Origin of the sequence: Erythrobacter sp. KY5 (genome assembly GCF_003264115.1) — a bacterium.
Classification (GTDB): Bacteria; Pseudomonadota; Alphaproteobacteria; order Sphingomonadales; family Sphingomonadaceae; genus Erythrobacter.
In genome coordinates this window covers 788,496-804,502 of sequence record NZ_CP021912.1, presented here as the reverse complement: position 1 = coordinate 804,502, position 16,007 = coordinate 788,496, and the positions used below count along the sequence as shown (strand labels likewise).

Sequence of the window (16,007 nt, the reverse complement as noted above, 5' to 3'; positions counted from 1 at the left end):
GCTAGGCCGCATCCCGCGTTGGCATTCAAGGGATCACCGCAGGAAGAACGGGAAGTCTATTCATGATCAGCAGAGTTGGCACAGCGCTCAAGGATTTTCTCAAGCAGGAAAGCGCCGGTGGAATTGTCCTGATCGTGGCGGCGGCTTTGGCGTTGCTGATCGCGAACAGCCCGCTTGCTCCGCTCTATTTCGGCACGCTCGAAACCAAGCTCAATGTCTCGTTCGGCGACTTTGCCATCAACAAGGGTCTGATCCTGTGGATCAATGATGGGTTGATGGCGATCTTCTTCTTCCTGATCGGTCTGGAAGTGAAGCGGGAGATCATCAACGGTCAGCTTTCCTCATGGGACAAGGCGTCGCTACCGCTGGCTGCCGCGATCGGCGGAATGGCAATCCCCGCCGCCATTTTCGTCGCGTTCAACTGGAATTCGCCCGAAAGCATTGGCGGCTGGGCAATACCTGCGGCAACCGATATCGCTTTTGCGCTCGGTATCCTGTCGCTGCTCGGCCCGCGTGTGCCTGTTGCGATGAAAGCGCTGCTTCTCGCTATTGCGGTGATCGACGATATCGGTGCGATCACGGTTATTGCGCTGTTCTATACCGGCGAGATCAGGACCGATATGCTGATCGGGGGCGGCGTGATGCTGGCTCTGTTGTTCGCGTTAGGCCGCGCGCGGATTGCATCGGTCATTCCCTACGTCCTGCTTACCGTTGTCATGTGGGTGTTTGTCCTCAAATCGGGGGTCCACGCGACGCTTGCCGGGGTGACCGCCGCGATGATGGTACCAATGGTGGCGCGCGATGGCTCGCAACTGCTCGAAAACATGGAGCATGCGCTGCACAAATGGGTGGCATTCGTCATCATCCCGATCTTCGGTTTCGCCAATGCGGGCGTAACCCTGATCGGATTGTCGCCCGCCGACCTTTTGCAACCGCTGCCCCTCGGCATTGCGCTGGGCCTTTTGATCGGCAAGCAGATCGGCATCGTCGGATTTGCCTGGGTCGCGGTGAAGGCCGGTTTCGCCAAACTTCCCGAAGGCGTGAGCTGGCGCAAGATCCATGGGCTTTCGCTCCTCGCCGCGATTGGCTTCACCATGAGCCTTTTCATCGGCAATCTCGCATTCGAGGATCAGGCACAGGTTGACGCGGTGAAGCTGGGCGTCCTCTCGGGTTCGCTTATCGCAGCGCTTGCCGGGTACTTTATGCTCAAGGCTGCGCTACCTGATGAACCTGCGCCCGAGGACGAAGAGGTACAGTAGCCCGACCATGCCCGAAGCTGCCAAGCCGGTGACCCGCAGCGTCCGGGTCAATGACATTGCGCTGACCTATTATGAATGGCGCGGCGCGCCCGGCAACCAGGAGCCGCCTGTGCTCATCGCGCACGCTACCGGCTTTCACGGCCGCTGCTACGGCGCGATTGCGGAACGCTTTGCCGACAGACGAGTAATCGCGCTCGATCTTCGCGGGCATGGCCGCAGCGAAGGTGGCCCGGTCAGCCATTGGCGCACATTCGTAGACGATGTGACCGCGTTCCTCGACCAGTTGCGCATCCGCCGCGCGATTGGCGTCGGGCATTCGATGGGCGCGCATGTGCTGTTGCAGGCGGCTGCCGATCGTCCGGAGGCATTCAGTCTCCTCGTCCTTTTCGATCCGGTCATCCTGCCAGCGGAGTATTACTCGCAGGGTTCAGCAGGCAGTCTTGGCGATGCGCCCCATCCCGCCATCCGCCGCAAGCGCGACTTTGCCTCTCCGCAGGCGATGATGGAGCGCTTTCGCACCCGCGAACCCTACAGCCTGTTCGCACCGCGGGTCTTCGAGGATTATTGCAATTTCGGCCTGATCGAGCGCGCCGACGGCGGCTTCGTCCTTGCCTGTACGCCCGAGATGGAAGCGAGCGTTTACGGCTCAAGCAGAAGCAACGCGGGCATTTTCGAGGCCGCGAAGTCGCTTGAAATCCCGGTGACGATAGTGCGCGCAAAGCAGACAGGTCTGGCCGACTTCAAGGGCTCACCGACATGGCCGGGCCTTGCCGGGACAATTCGGAACGGAACGGACCTCTACCGGCCCGACATGACCCACTTTCACCCCTTCGAAGACCCGGAAGACGCCGTCAGGATCATCGTCGAAGCGCAGAGCGCCTAACCTGCCCTCGCTGCTTCGAGAAGGTCTGCAAAATCAGCTCTCACCTGCGAGAGTTCATCGAAAGAGGGTCTGATCCGGTTGCGCGTCAGGGTCGAGGCGAGAGCTCCATAAAACTGCACCAAGGCTCCCCGCATCGGATTGTCAGGGGCAACCCCGCGCACAAGCCAGATCGCTATGCCATGCGCGCGTGCAAGCGCATCGTTCGGCACTTCATCAGGAGCCCGTTCGAGCGCGAGCAGCGCCTGTCCCAGCGCTGCGACCGCTTCTTCAAGGCAAATGAGAGTCAGTTCACCGCCCGAAGACGCCTCGATCCGGGCATCGAGGTCGATCCGGCGATAGACATTCGCCACGTTTTTCGAAAATGCCAGCATAGCCCGTCAATCCGCCTTAGTTCGACCCGTTCCAGGCCTCGATCTGTTGCTCAAGAAAGCTCAAGGTCGATTGCGATGCGGAAATACGACGCTCCGCAGCGACCAGATCGCGGGTCAGGCGCTCACGCAGGTTTTCCTGCTGTTCGGCGATGCGGTCGAGCTTCTCGGAGTTGCGCTCAACCTGGGCCTCGTAGCGCAGCACAGAGCCCGACAGCGAGCCGGGATCGCTTCGTGTCGTGTTATCGCGCGTCAATCGGTCGATCGTGGCAAAAAGCCCGAACGGGCCCGTGGTGAACATCGCAGCAGCCGCTTGCGGACTGGCAGCGAGCGTTTCATTAAGCCGCTCCGTATCAAGTTCGAAGCGCCCCTCGCGCGTGGTCTTGAGGCCAAGATCCGCGAGCGTCGATGGCTCGCCCGGACCTGCGCTGGGCATCACAATCTCGCTGGTGAGACGCGCAAGATCGCGCCTCAATTCGCGCGCCGCCGGATCATTGCCAAGCGCCCCTCCCAGCGGGGTAGCCTCCTCTGCCAGAAGCGCCGCAAGGTCGTTCAAGGCGACAAGAAAATCGTTCATCACATCGGTGATGGCGCTGGTGTCGTTGCTGAAACTGATCGTGGTAGGCGCGCCCACATTCGTGCCCTTCAGATCGAAGCTCAGCCCTTCGGGCAAACCTGTCACCGTGTTGCTGTTGCTGGCATACTGGACCGTATCAAGAGTGTAGAGCGCATCAGCCGCGCTCTGTCGCAATTGGCCCGCATCGGTTGTCGGCTGCCATGCGAGGTAGGTGAGATCGCCCGGCGTGGCACTGGGTGTGGGAGCGGTGCTCGTCGCCTCGATCACGAAACCGTTTGTGGCACCGTCACTGCCCTTGATGACCAGCTGGGCGCCGCCGGTTCCCTGCGCGACATAGGCCTGGAGCGAGCCCTCGCTTGCCGCCGAAATCTTGGCCGCAAGCGTTTCGACCGTGTCGGTCGCATCGACCGCGATATCGAGCGCATCCTGCCCTGTGTCCTCGGTAAAACTCGCCCCTGCCATCTCTCCAAACCGAATGCGCAGCGACCCCTCTCCGACGAGATCGTCGCCGGATGCGTAGGGCTGCGAAATGAGCAGCTGACTGTCGGCCAATTGGCTGACCTCAAGCGAATAGCTGCCGCGCGGTACGACGCCGGATGTCGTTGTTACGTCAACAACCGCAGGGTTTGCGACATTGGCTCGCGGCGAAAGCTCTCCGTTACGAACCCGGTCGCCCAGCGCGCTCGACAATTGGGTCAGCGCGTTTCGCAGCAGCGAGGCTGAGGAAATGCGCGCCTCGAGCCCCTGATTGCGGGTCTCCAGACTGCTGCGCTGAAAGGCAAAAGTTGCGTCGGACAGCTGGTCAGCGAGCTGGATGAAATTTACACCGCTGCCTGCTCCAAAAGCTGAGATGATCGATGAGCCGGGATTTTCCATAGCTCAAAGGACGGTCGCGCCGCGCCCGGCTTAAGCGGTCGCTTCAGGCTTTCCGTCTGCATCGAAGCGAAGGGCTGCGGGCACGTCGAGCGTGGGCTTGCGCGGTCGCTCTCCGCGCTTGAGCGACATGACGAAAGCCACGAGCGCTGCAATCGCCACATAAAGCTCCTCGCGCACCATCTGGTCTGCGCGCGTGGTGAAATAGAGGGCGCGGGCAAGCTGCGGGTAATGCAGCACAGGAAGCTCCAGCTCGCTGGCAAGCTCGCGCATTGCCATGGCGGTTTCGCCTCGCCCCTTGGCAAGCACCACTGGAGCGGGTGCGAGGTCCGGATCATAGGTAAGCGCAACCGCGAAATGCGCCGGGTTCACGACGACGAATTGCGCTTCCTTCATCGCTTTTCCAACGCTTCCGCGTGACAGATCGCGCTGGCGTTGGCGGCGCGCCATTTTCATCTCGGGCGAGCCTTCGGACTGCTTGTTCTCTTCCTTCAGGTCCTGAAAGCTCATTTTCAGCCTCTTGTCGCGCTGCAACTTCTGAAGCGGATAATCGATGACAGCGATCACAAGCAGCCCGGCAACCAGCATCGCCACAAGCGTTGTCATCGCGTCCCAGGCATAGGCCAATTGCGCATCCAGCGTTCCGCGCCCAAGGCCAAGAAGGCCGTCGAGACTTCCCGCGACCCACCACGCCGCGATGGCGCCCAACAGGAAGAGCTTGAGGATCGACTTGCCCAGTTCGATCAGGCCCTGGATGCCGAAAATTCGTTTCAGGCCCGATAGCGGATTGATGCGCGATCCCTTGGGCTTGATGTTCTGAGGCACCCATCGCCCTTCGCCCAGCAACATTTGCGAGCCGACTGTGACCGCGATCACTATCAGTCCGATCGCGAAAATGGGTGGCAGGATATCCTGCGCAATTTGCGAGATCATGGTCCCGGGGGCGAAATCCCCAAGTCCCGCGGGATCGAAGCCGAAAGCCGTGCGCGCCACCTGTTTCATCGCATCAAGCAGCCATGGACCGATGACAAGGATCATGAACGTACCTGCGGCCATCACTGCGGAGGTCGCGACCTCCTTTGAGCGCAGCACGTCGCCCTTTTTCGCCGCGTCGCTGCGGCGCTTGGGCGTCGGGTCAAATCGCTTCTCGCCGCTCGTTTCCTCGCTCACAGCGCGATCCCGACGGCAGTGAACGCTTCTGCCTGCTCAAGCGTTGCAGAAAGCAGCGCCGTGAATTGCTCGACGATAATCGGCATGACGATAATGAGCGCGGCGATGCCGGCAAGAACGCCCGCTGGCAGGCCGAGCGCAAACAGGTTGAGCGCCGGGGCCGAGCGCGAAATCGTGCCGGTCACCACCTGCACACAGAGCAGGACCAGCACCACGGGAAGCCCGATCGCGGCGGCGGTCGCAAAGCCATATCCGGCAAACATCACGATATCGCGCGCGGCCGTCTCTGAGAAAGAGAAGGACCCTGCGGGAAGAACGCGATAGCTTTCGATCAGCAGCTCAAACCACAAAAGATGCCCGCCAATCGCATAGAACAGCAGCGTCAGTATAAGCCCGAAATATGTACCCAGGGCGCCTGACTGCGCCCCGCTGGCCGGATCGATTGATGTGGCAATGGCAAGGCCCATCGTGCCCGAGATCTGCTCGGCGGCAATCAGCGGCACCGCGAAAGCGACCTGCAAGACGAAGCCGAGCGCTGCACCTATTGCGACCTCCTGCAACACGGCAAGTATCGCGGCGAAGCTCATCATGGCGGGGAGCGAAGGCAGGGGTATCCACGTCGCAACAAACACCGCGAGCACTATCGCTATCAGCGCGCGAAATTGCGGCGCGACCACCATTCCGCCGACCATAGGAGCTGCCAGCAGCGCCGCACCGCAGCGGATCGATAGGAACAGCACCTGCCACAATTGCTCTTCGAGCCCAGCAAGACCAAGATCAAGAACGTCCATCGCGCCCGCTCACGATGCTATCGCGGCGATCTGGGCGAATATCTCGCGCAGGAAATCGCCAAGCAGCGCCATCATGGTGCCCCCCAGAATAACGAAGACCAAAGCGGTGATCGCGAGCTTTGGCACGAAGGTGAGCGTCTGCTCGTTGACCGATGTCGCAGCCTGGATAATGCCGACGATCAGCCCCACCGCGAGCGCAGAGAGCAGCACCGGGCCGACAATCAGCGCGGTCACCCACAATGTCTGGTCGGCGAGAGCCAGCAGCTGCGCATCGTCCTGCATCGCGCGGCCTACCCGAAACTCATCGCGAGACTGCCCATCAGCAGGGACCAGCCATCGACCAGAACGAACAGCAGGAGCTTGAAGGGAAGCGAGATAATCGTGGGCGAAAGCATCATCATGCCAAGGCTCATCAGCACGCTCGCAACAACAAGGTCGATCACGAGAAAAGGCAGGAACAGCATGAAGCCGATCTGGAACGCTGTTTCGAGTTCGCTCGTGACAAATGCCGGCAAGAGGATCGAGAATGGCACTCCCTCGGCATCGGCAAATGCGCCTACACCGGCAATATCGGCAAACATGACAAGGTTCGCCTCGCGCGTCTGGCGCATCATGAAGGCGTGAAACGCCTCGCCTGCGCTGGCGATAGCGGCGTCAGCTCCGATGGTGCCCGCCGAATACGGCTCGATCGCTACCGCGCTCACCGTGTCGAGCGTCGGGGCCATGACGAAAAGCGAGAGGAATAGTGACAGGCCCACCAGCACCTGCGTCGGCGGGGAACCTTGCAATCCCAGCGCCTGCCTCAGGATCGAAAGCACGATGAGGATGCGCAGGAAGCTTGTCATCATCAACACGATGGCGGGAAGAATGGTGAGCAGGCTCATCACCAGCAGAAGCTGGATCGAGAAGCTAAGCGGCGTGCCCTCCCCGGTGCCTTGCGTACCAAGGGCACGCTCGATCGCGCCGCCGATGCCTGTCGGTTCGCCAGGGGCGGCAAGCGCGGCTTCTGGGAGAGCCAACATGGTTAACGCCGCAAGGCCAGCGACGACGCCAAGATGAAAGCCGCGGACCATTATTCCTGTCCGGTTTCTGACGCAGGCTGGCTGCGCGCGGCGGTTTCGCCCAGTTGAACCAATCCGTTGCGCGAGCAGCCCAGCAATATTTCGCGGTCATGAAAGCGCACGACCGCGAGTTTGAGCCCCGGTGCCAGAAGGCTCGTTTCAACCAGTTCCACCGCCCTGCCTTGCGCGCCGACGCTGTTTACCAGCCGCGATTGGAGGCATTTGCCAAGCCTGAGGCTTCCCCAGATCAAGAGCGCGAGCAGCGGCAGGAGCAGTGCAAGCCGAAGGATGTATTCGGTCATCATGCCGGAGGTGCTACCGGCATATCGCTGAGACCCGTCGGGACCGCTTCGTCAACTGCCTGCTCGCCTGCCAATTCGACAATCCGCAAAGCGAAACGGCCATCCTGCGCAATCACCTCGCCGCGCGCGACCACACGGCCGTTTGCGGTAACATCGAGCAATTCGTCTGTGAGCCGGTTCAATGGCACGACGCTGCCTTCACTGATTGCGAGCACGTCCTTGAGCGGCATTTCGGTGCGGCCGAGTTCGACCGACAGACGCACCGTGACATCGCCAAAGCGCCTGAGAGCAGGATTGAGAGCATTCATGATTGCGCCTCTTGCGCTTGCGCTTGAACTGGCGGTGATGATTCGACGGAGCCGCGACTGGCCCACCTGTCTCGCGGCGCCGAAGCCTCGCCGAGCGAGGTAACGCGAAGCGCAAGGTTGCTGTCGATCCGCCCCACTTTCCCGCGCGCAAAGACCGTCTCACCAATCCGCAGCGGCAGATCGCGGCAGACGGTAAGCGGAATTTCATCGCCGGGCTTGAGCTGGTCGAGACGCCCCAAACTGAGGTCGATCTCTCCCACCACGGCTTCAAGCGTCAGTGGCATCGCGGCAAATCCGCTGCGGGAGAAGTCTCTCGGCTCCCTGCCTTTGCGAGAGCGGATCCGAACCGCTTCCAGTCCCGGAAGCAGGCCGTCGACACGATCGCTCGCGACAGCAAACAGTGCTGTCCAATCCGATGCGTCGCCTCGCGAAATGGAGAGTTTGAACAAAGCCACTTCAGCGTCCGCGCCGAAGGGCTTGAGCCGCGTGACGCTCTCGCTCCTGACAAGCACGTCGCCCCGCGCGCGTTCGGCGGATCCGTTGGTCATCACGATTGTCTGAGCAACTGTCGAGGCGAATTGTTCGACCAGCATCGCAGCTGATCGAGGCAGCTGCGTCGGCATCTCGTCGGGGAGGGAACCCTCGCCGCCGAATGAAAAATCCGTGAGCCCGATCGCAGTTGCGTAATCCAGCGAGAACAGCACCGTCTGATCGCCCTCGCCGCAGCGCAGCAGGCAATTGGCTGCGATAGGTCCGATCTGATCGAACACGGCTTGCGCGCTGACTTGCTCGGGCTCGGCGATGCTGACGCGCAGTTTCCCGCCTGACAAGAGCGGTGCAAGCTCCTGCGCCAGTTCCTGCGCAAGGTCGCGGCACCATGTGGAAATGGCCTGAGTCCGCTCCTCGGGCCGCGGCCCACGCCACGTCAGCTCAGCGCAATGCGATGCAACGGGCCGCGCCTGCGCGAGCTCTTGAGCGGAGATGCCTTGCATATTCACTGGACTAGGATCCCTTTGAAGTGGACCGCATCGACGCCGCCAAACCCTTCCGTCTCTTCGAGCACCGCATTGACCGCTTGTGCCAGACGCACGGCCAGCGCCTCCTTGCCTTCGACAGAGTAGATATCGCTTTCTGAAGTCGCCGCCAGCTGTCCGAGGATGGCGGAACGTATCGCCAGTTCATGCGCCTGCACCCATTGCAAAACGCGCCCGTCCCGGCGGGTGGATACGGCCAGCTCAACCTGGATAAGCGCCGGGGAATCGGCGAGGTTGGCGGTGAAGCTGTCGTCGAAACTGTAATACGCGGTGCGATATTCGCTTCCGCCATCCCCGTAGACGATGCTTACCTCGTCATCCTTGCCGCTGGTCGGCAGGGCGTAGGGATCGCTTTCACCTTTGAGAACAAATTCGGGAAGATCGGGACCGCTTGGCCCGCTGTCACCGAAAGCGCCCGACGCCACCGCAGCGTAGGCACCGCCAGCACCTGCAACGAGCAGGAACACCGCGCCAAGGGCGACCTTCACCAGCCCGCCGCGCGATTTCTTGCCGGTGCCTTCATCCTTGTCGCCTGCCATGCTCGATCAGCTCCTTTTGCGCATTGCGCCTCACTCAAGCGAACAGATCACTTGCCTGCGCTGCACCGCCGGCACTTTCGTGCGTGGCAGGTGCAGGTATCAGGTCACCCTCTTCATCGCCGCCCTTGGTTTGCGACGAATATGGTTGAGGCGACCCTTGCCCTGACCCAAGGGATGACCCGTATCGGGGCTCTCCCTGAGATCCGTGCTGTCCAGTTTGCGATTGCTGACCATGCTGCCCCTGCGATTGCTCTTGCCCGCGCTGAGACTGAGCGCCGGCGCTTTCGCCAGTGGCGGCGATGGCACGATCGACCAGAGCGATTTGTGCGGCGGCGACGAAGGCGGGATCGCGCGCGGAAAGGGTCGCGCGAAGATCGAACCCGCTGACCTCGAAGCGCATATTGATCGCTCCGAACTCCTGATGGCGAAGAGTGACCTCGGACTTCGCGACGCGCCCGGTTTCGCGGGCCTCGGTGAGGTGATCGATCACGCTTTCGAGCGCATTTGCCGGACGGCTTTCATGACGAATGTCGGTGAGCGGTTGCGGCGCGTTCGCATGGGTCGGGGATGGTATCTGGGTGTGCAGCTGAGGCTGCGTCACCGCTTGTGAGAGCGTGGATGTGCCTTGCGAGATCGAGGCAGGGGACTGCGACCCCGACGCGTCGAGAGAAGCCGCGAAGTTCTGCCTGCTCGCGGTGGTATCATCCGGGCTTTTGGCGTTATCGAGTGTTGCAGCAACAGCGCTGACAATTGCCGTTGGCGGAGCGCTTCGGTCCCGGTGTTCGGTTCTCGCAGCCTCGGTTATCCTTGATTTGAGAGGCATTGGGGGAGCTGCTTTGCCGGAACGGGCTGGTTCTTGCTGTATGCTAGTCGTTGCCACCTGCTCGGCGATGCCGGACTTCGAAGGTGCCTGCTCTGCGAGTTCTTGCGTTTGGGCGATGGGTCGAAGGGACACCGGCTCGGCAAGAGGTGCGCCCTGTTGGCTCAGGATTGGCGCGTGGTTCGGTTTGGCCATCTGCGTAGTGTCAGCTTGCGGGGAGCTGGTTTCGGCCTTCCTGGCTGGCTCAAGCAATTGTTCCTTCCTGAGCGGCGTCTGCTCGACATGCCTATGGTCTCGAACGTGCGGCCCAGCGTGAGATTCAATTGCAGGGCTATCTGGATCGATCCTGCCCTGCCTTGTTTCCGGAATCGCTGTCGGCCCTGCATCCAGTTGCGGAGGTCGGGTCGATACAACCGGCCCATTGACCCGATGATGCGGCGGCTCAAGCTCTCTGCCCGGAGGCATGCGGTCCGGCATCTGCTCCCGGCTGGTCACTTCGCGCACAGGATCGCGTGAGATGGGCGGGACGACCTCCAGGTCCGATCGCTCGACCGTATTTGCCAGCTGCATCACCGTCTCAACGCGCGGCACTCCCGCGCCAGCGGCCTCATCACTTTCATCAGGCAGCGTTTTTCCGGCAGGCGGAAGCATATTGCCGGGTTTCGGCTCCTGCGTGGGAATGATGGAGATGGCCAAATCAACCGGATTGTCGGATCCATCCACGATCGGCTCACGCGCAAGTGCGCCCTCAAGCAATCCTCCAAAGCCCTGTGTCACCGACAGGTCCGCTTGAAGACCGCTAGAAAAGGACGGTTCCGGCTGGATTGAATAGCTTGCGCTTCCGGCAAGCTGACGAAGGGTGAGGTCGATCACGCGCAATTCCCGGTGTCTGGTGCCGCAGCCTGGTGCACGGCTTCGTTTTCCTCAGACTGCAACTTGCGTGCCACACGCCGAGGCGTTTCCTCTTCGCGTCTCTCCAGCGCTGAAGAAAAGGCGAGCCTCGCGGCACTGAGCCGGTCGTCGGACGCGTCTGCCCGCGCTGCGGCTGCGGCGAGAACCTGCGAGTGCCAGTTCAACTGTTCAGCCGCATCGCGCCGCGCTTCCTCGGCCTGAGATGCAACCATCCCGAGCGAGTGCTTGAACGCAAAAAGGTCACGCAAGTCGTCTGCACAAGCGCCGCCCGGCCTTTCCGAATAATCGTCAAGCAACCGGCGGCTGCGCGTTGCCAGTGCGTGGCTGCGCCCTTCCTCCCGCACGGCCTCGGCATAGCCGGTCATCGCCTCTCTGCGGGCAATGTTGGCAAGCATTGCTTGCCGACCTGCAAGCTTAAGGCGCGAGCGCTCACGCATTGGCGATCAGGGGTGCATCGATCTGGGCCAGCAGGTCGCTCAGTTGAGCCCGGCTTTGTGCCAGGGGGACAGACGCGTCGCGCGGTTGCTGCAGAAAGGCATCGATTGCGTTTGAATGAGCAAGCGCTGCATCAAGCTCAGGGTCCGAGCCGGCGCGGTAGGCACCCATCATCACCAGATCGCGGTTTTGTTCGCGCGCAGCAATCAGGGCACGCAAGCGGCGAGCCGCCTCAACCTGGCTGGCTGGCGCCACATCGTGCATGACCCGGCTCAACGACGCCGGAATATCGATCGCAGGATAATGACCGCGCTGCGCCAGTTCGCGCGACAGGACAAGGTGCCCGTCGAGGATCGCGCGCGCCGTGTCGACGACCGGATCAGAGGTGTCATCGCCATCGGCCAGGACCGAATAAATGCCCGTCACAGCTCCGCCCGAAGTCGCGCAGTTCCCCGCCCGCTCAACAAGCCGCGTGATCGTCGAAAGGGCGCTGGGCGGATAGCCGCGCGCCGCTCCCGGCTCGCCCAGCACCAGCGCCAGCTCACGCGCGGCATGTGCAACGCGCGTAAGGCTGTCGAGAACGAGCATGACCTTGCGGCCCTTCTCACGAAAGTATTCTGCGATGGCGCTGGCATATTGAGCCGCGCGCAGGCGCAGGTTCGGCGCGTGATCGGCGGGAACGGCGACCACCACAATGCGGCCACGCGCCGTGCCCGACATATGCCGCGCAACGAAGTCGGAGACCTCGCGCGCCCTTTCGCCGATAAGCGCGATGACCGCTACATCGGCCTCGGCATTTGCAGCAACCGTGTCGATCAGGACTGATTTGCCGACACCGGAACCGGCAATGATCCCCATGCGTTGACCCACGCCCATCGTCGCCAGCGCATTCACGGCGCGCACTCCGCAATCGAAGCTTTCAGTCACCCCGCTTCGTGCAAGCGCGCCTTCGCGTTTGCCCAGCAGCGGCCAGGTTTCGCTGACCTGGACCGGAGGCCCTCCGTCAATCGGCTGGCCAAGCCCATCCACCGCCCGACCCAGAAGCGCATCGCCGACCCGAACGCAGCCCGGAGAACCGATCGCACGAACGCTTGCGCGCGGTTGCAACAATTGCGCATCGCCCAGAAGCATCATCAGCGAATGCCCGCGGCGAAATCCGATCACCTCGGCCAACGCCTCCTCGCCGCTATCGCTCGCTATTGCACCAAGAGAGCCGATTGGCTCGCTGAGCCCTGAGACTTCGATGAGACCGCCGTCACAGGCGACAACTTTCCCCGACCGGAATGGGCCGCGCTCTACCGATGCACGACCAAATCTTTCCAGCTCCAGAGACATGAGGTCGAGCATCGCAAGCCTAACCTTTCAACGCAGCTGCGATGGATCGCCGCCAATCGGCTGGCGTGTCGCTGATCGATCCATCGTGAGCTTCGAACCGCAGGCCGGAACGCTCGACGCTTTCGTCTGCGATCACCGTCCAGTCGCAAAGCGCCTCGTTGCCAAGCAGGTCCATGTCCTCTGGATTGAGATGCAGTCGGCCTTCGGTCGCGGCTTCGCCGAAATGCGCCGCGGCTGTCTTGCAGCGTTCGAGCAGGCGTTCGGGATCTGCGCGAAAATCGGAGATGGCCGCTTCGCAAAGCGTCATGACAGCCTGGGCAAGATGGGCTGCGAAAGCATCCGTGGCTGCGCTGTCGAAAGATCGAAAGGAAAGCCGCAATTCGCGCCTCGCATCCTCGCGTTCGCTGTATCGGCGCTCGGCCTCGGCGAGCCCTTCGGCCCTGCCCGCATCGAAGGCTTCGGCGATGGGATCAGGTGTCGCCGTCGCCTGAAGCGCTTCCTCCTCGCGAGGCGGCACGGTCGGCGTGGCAGGAGGGGAAACACTAGCGAAGGGCAGTCCTTCGATGAAATCGCTACAATCCGTCAGAGCGCTGATCCAGTCCTGCGCCCCGACCTGTGGCCGCGTATCATCGCATTCGAGCGCGTCGATCCAGTCAGACGAATTCGCCATCATCACCTCCCAGGATGATTTCGCCGGTGTCCGCAAGTTTGCGGGCGAGCTCGACGACCTTGCGCTGGGCCGCATCGACTTCGCTGCGGGTCAGGCGGCCGCGAAGCTCGATTTCGTCTTTGATGCCGTTCGCGGCACGCGAAGACATGGCTCGGTAGAAGAATTCGCGCTCTTCCTCGCTGATGCCCTTGAGCGCATCGATCAGGACTTCGCTGTCCACGTCGCGAAGCACCACGCCCATATCCTTGGGTTCGAGGTCGAACAGCATTTCGAAGGTGAACAGCTCCTCTTCGATCTTCTCGGCCAGGGTCGCATTGCGCTGTGCGATGGCGGGCAGCACCGTGCCCCGGACTTCCCCGGCTGCAAGATTGATCAGTTGAGCGGCTTCACGCGGACCGCCCACGCTAAGCGCGCTCGCACCAAAGCTTGCACCGATACGCTGCGACAGGAGAGCGTCGATCATGGCAACCGCCTTGGCTGACACGTTGCCCATCGACGCCACCCTCTCAACCACGGTCGGTTGGATGTATCCGGGCAGCTCGGACAGGACCTGCGCTGCCGGATCGGGATCGAGCAAGAGCAGCAAGGCAGCGATGACCTGTGGGTGCTCGTCCTCGACAAGTTTGAGCAGGACCGAAGGTGCAAGCCAGCGCGCCATTTCGATCGTGCGCGGGCGGGCATCAGGCTCAATCCGCAGCATCATGCTCTCCGCCTTGGTAGGGCCGAGCGAGCGTTCGAACAGCGAGCGCACCTGTACCGAGCGATCCTGTCCGGTGATCACCTCGCGCGAGCTTTCAAGGACGAAATCGTCAAGCGCTTCGGTCATCGCACCCTCATCCACTTCGCCAAGCGCGCACATGGATGTGCCGATCCGTTCAAGTTCATCGGGTCCAAGCCTTGCCAGCAAATCGACAGCAAGGTCATCGCTAAGCAGCATCAGAAACACGGCAACCCGGTCGATCCTGCTCAGTGGCTCTGCCGACGCAGGATCAGCAGCCTTTACGAGCATGTCGCCTGCCTCGCTCATGATGCGCTCGCCTTGCCTTTGGCGTCAGTCGATACGTCGAGCATGCGCTGCAAGGCTTCGACTGCCCGATCAGGCTGGCTGGCCGCGAGCTGGCGGGCGAGTTCGACCTTTTCAGGGAATGCACTGGCTAAAGGCTCACCTGCGATTTCCCGGTGCACACCATCGCTCTCGCCGCCTTCGCGCCCCTCGCCTTTGGATGCGGGAGTGACTTGCGACGGCTCGCGCATGCGCTTGATAAACGGTCGCACACCAAGCAGCAGAACCAAGAGCACCGCAATCAGCGCGGTGACATATCGCAGCACGTCGGCGAACCATTTCTGCTCGTAGAATGCGAGCGGCTCGATATCCGTATTCTCGAACGCGCTGACGACGACCTCGACCTTGTCGCCGCGCTGTTCGTCCGCGCCCACAGCGGCGCTGATAAGCGATTGGAGCTGCTGAGCCGTCATCGGAGCAGCGGCAGCAAGCGCGGCATCGCTGACTGCAACCGCTACGGAAAGCTTCACCAGACCCCCTGGCCGGATCGACGTGACCGCGACCTCTCGTCCCAGTTCGTAATTGCGCTGCGTCGATATCTCCCGGTCCCGGTCAGCGGCCTGTTCGCCATCAGCTTCGGTTGCTTCGGGAGGGCCATCGACAAGCTGCGCGTCGGGAGGCGGGGTGTTTGCCGGAACGCCCGGAATGCCGCCCACTGCGCCCGCAGCCATCCGGGTCGCGCTGCGTTCGCTTTCGCTGCGGACGACGCCTTCGCGATCATAGCTTTCGCGCGCAGAGGTGGATTCTTCCTGCACCAGTTCGACCTGGACCTGACTAGAAAAGTTGCCCTCTCCAAGAAGCGGCGCAAGCAGGGTGCCGAGTTGTTCACGCAGCTTGGCCTCGAATTCACGTTGCAGCACGAGGCCGCTCAACGCATCTTCGCGCGCAGCGGATAGCAGGCGGCCGTTCTGATCGATCACGCGCACATCGTCGGGTGACAGCCCCGGCACCGAACCGGAAACGAGATTGACGATGGCCTCTACCTGCGACTGGGCAAGCGACCGGCCGCTCACAAGGCGCAGCATCACGCTGGCGCTGGGCGGGTTGTTCTCGCGAACGAAAGCCGATCGCTCTGGCGTTGCGAGATGGACCCGCACGCTCTCGATCCCGTCGATCTCGCGAATGGTGAGCATCAGTTCGCGCTCGCGGGCAAGTCTCAGCCTTTCGCCCTCCAGCGTGCGGCTCGAACCCAGCGGGATCGCATCGAGCATGGCGCTCGCACCTTCGGGCGCAGCCAGGCCGGTGTCGCTCGCGACCAGCATCCGCGCGCGGTAGACGTCGCTTTCCGACACGGTGATCGCACCGGTCGAATTGTCAATTGCATAGGTGATGCCGCCGGTTTCAAGCGCCTGCGTAACCTTGGCACGCTCCGCATCGGAAAGGTCGGAATAGAGGATGCGCTGTGGGCCTTGCGCGATTGCAAGGTAGAGCGCGGCAACACCGGCCAATGCGACCAGTCCGACCAGCGCTGGCAGAGCGCGCTGGAATGCGGGCTGTGCCATGAACGCGCGTGTTCGCTCGCGCCAGTCGCCGGTCGCAGCAAATGATGGTCGATCCAGCGCGATCGCGCCTGCGCCAGTAGCGGGAAGGTTTGCCTCGGCCACTTA

Annotated in this window: 18 protein-coding genes; 2 read left to right on the top strand and 16 right to left on the bottom strand. The window is 62.2% G+C overall.

Annotation, left to right across the window (positions count from 1 at the left end; genetic code table 11):
* Window positions 1-62: 62 nt before the first annotated feature.
* Window positions 63-1,259, top strand: coding sequence for a Na+/H+ antiporter NhaA (gene nhaA / locus CD351_RS03940; protein ID WP_111991411.1), 1,197 nt, complete (start codon window positions 63-65; stop codon window positions 1,257-1,259).
* A gap of 7 nt (window positions 1,260-1,266) precedes the next feature.
* Window positions 1,267-2,142, top strand: coding sequence for an alpha/beta hydrolase (locus tag CD351_RS03935; protein ID WP_111991410.1), 876 nt, complete (start codon window positions 1,267-1,269; stop codon window positions 2,140-2,142).
* Here the strand turns inward: CD351_RS03935 and CD351_RS03930 are convergent.
* Genes CD351_RS03930 through fliF form a run of 16 tightly spaced genes read right to left on the bottom strand, consistent with a single transcriptional unit; the run spans window position 2,139 to window position 16,004 of the window.
* The gene (locus CD351_RS03930; protein WP_111991409.1) at window positions 2,139-2,513 is read right to left on the bottom strand and encodes a hypothetical protein; all 375 of its coding nucleotides are present in this window, start codon (window positions 2,511-2,513) and stop codon (window positions 2,139-2,141) included. The two genes, CD351_RS03935 and CD351_RS03930, sit on opposite strands and share 4 nt — an antisense overlap.
* Before the next feature lie 16 nt (window positions 2,514-2,529).
* The gene (gene fliD, locus CD351_RS03925) at window positions 2,530-3,963 is read right to left on the bottom strand and encodes a flagellar filament capping protein FliD (protein WP_111991408.1); all 1,434 of its coding nucleotides are present in this window, start codon (window positions 3,961-3,963) and stop codon (window positions 2,530-2,532) included.
* Between the two features lie 30 nt (window positions 3,964-3,993).
* A complete protein-coding gene (locus CD351_RS03920; protein ID WP_111991407.1) occupies window positions 3,994-5,130 on the bottom strand; it encodes a flagellar biosynthesis protein FlhB in 1,137 nt (378 codons plus the stop codon).
* Entirely contained in the window at window positions 5,127-5,921 is a 795-nt protein-coding gene (locus CD351_RS03915) for a flagellar biosynthetic protein FliR (RefSeq protein ID WP_111991406.1), read from the bottom strand. Before CD351_RS03915 ends, CD351_RS03920 begins: the two co-directional genes overlap by 4 nt.
* Window positions 5,922-5,930: 9 nt before the next feature.
* Complete coding sequence (locus CD351_RS03910) at window positions 5,931-6,203, bottom strand: flagellar biosynthetic protein FliQ (protein WP_111991405.1); 273 nt, start codon at window positions 6,201-6,203, stop codon at window positions 5,931-5,933.
* Window positions 6,204-6,211: 8 nt separating this feature from the next.
* On the bottom strand, window positions 6,212-6,943 hold the full coding sequence (fliP, locus tag CD351_RS03905; RefSeq protein ID WP_111991404.1) for a flagellar type III secretion system pore protein FliP: 732 nt from the start codon (window positions 6,941-6,943) through the stop codon (window positions 6,212-6,214).
* 50 nt (window positions 6,944-6,993) lie between these two features.
* Complete coding sequence (locus CD351_RS03900; RefSeq protein WP_174214238.1) at window positions 6,994-7,287, bottom strand: flagellar biogenesis protein; 294 nt, start codon at window positions 7,285-7,287, stop codon at window positions 6,994-6,996.
* Window positions 7,284-7,592, bottom strand: a complete 309-nt coding sequence (gene fliN / locus CD351_RS03895) for a flagellar motor switch protein FliN (RefSeq protein ID WP_111991403.1) — start codon at window positions 7,590-7,592, stop codon at window positions 7,284-7,286. The genes CD351_RS03900 and fliN overlap by 4 nt, the downstream gene beginning before the upstream one ends.
* Entirely contained in the window at window positions 7,589-8,584 is a 996-nt protein-coding gene (locus CD351_RS03890; protein WP_111991402.1) for a FliM/FliN family flagellar motor C-terminal domain-containing protein, read from the bottom strand. The genes fliN and CD351_RS03890 overlap by 4 nt, the downstream gene beginning before the upstream one ends.
* 2 nt (window positions 8,585-8,586) lie before the next feature.
* Window positions 8,587-9,165, bottom strand: coding sequence for a flagellar basal body-associated FliL family protein (locus CD351_RS03885; RefSeq protein WP_111991401.1), 579 nt, complete (start codon window positions 9,163-9,165; stop codon window positions 8,587-8,589).
* Between the two features lie 34 nt (window positions 9,166-9,199).
* Entirely contained in the window at window positions 9,200-10,858 is a 1,659-nt protein-coding gene (locus CD351_RS03880; RefSeq protein WP_111991400.1) for a hypothetical protein, read from the bottom strand.
* A complete protein-coding gene (locus CD351_RS03875) occupies window positions 10,855-11,292 on the bottom strand; it encodes a hypothetical protein (RefSeq protein WP_111991399.1) in 438 nt (145 codons plus the stop codon). Before CD351_RS03875 ends, CD351_RS03880 begins: the two co-directional genes overlap by 4 nt.
* A 34-nt stretch (window positions 11,293-11,326) precedes the next feature.
* Window positions 11,327-12,679 (bottom strand): FliI/YscN family ATPase, encoded by a 1,353-nt coding sequence (locus CD351_RS03870; RefSeq protein ID WP_111991398.1) that lies wholly within the window; start codon window positions 12,677-12,679, stop codon window positions 11,327-11,329.
* Between the two features lie 7 nt (window positions 12,680-12,686).
* Window positions 12,687-13,337: a FliH/SctL family protein gene (locus CD351_RS03865; RefSeq protein WP_111991397.1), complete on the bottom strand. Its 651-nt coding sequence runs from the start codon at window positions 13,335-13,337 to the stop codon at window positions 12,687-12,689.
* Complete coding sequence (locus tag CD351_RS03860; RefSeq protein ID WP_111991396.1) at window positions 13,321-14,364, bottom strand: flagellar motor switch protein FliG; 1,044 nt, start codon at window positions 14,362-14,364, stop codon at window positions 13,321-13,323. Before CD351_RS03860 ends, CD351_RS03865 begins: the two co-directional genes overlap by 17 nt.
* Entirely contained in the window at window positions 14,361-16,004 is a 1,644-nt protein-coding gene (gene fliF, locus CD351_RS03855) for a flagellar basal-body MS-ring/collar protein FliF (protein ID WP_234027209.1), read from the bottom strand. Before fliF ends, CD351_RS03860 begins: the two co-directional genes overlap by 4 nt.
* Window positions 16,005-16,007 lie beyond the last annotated feature (3 nt).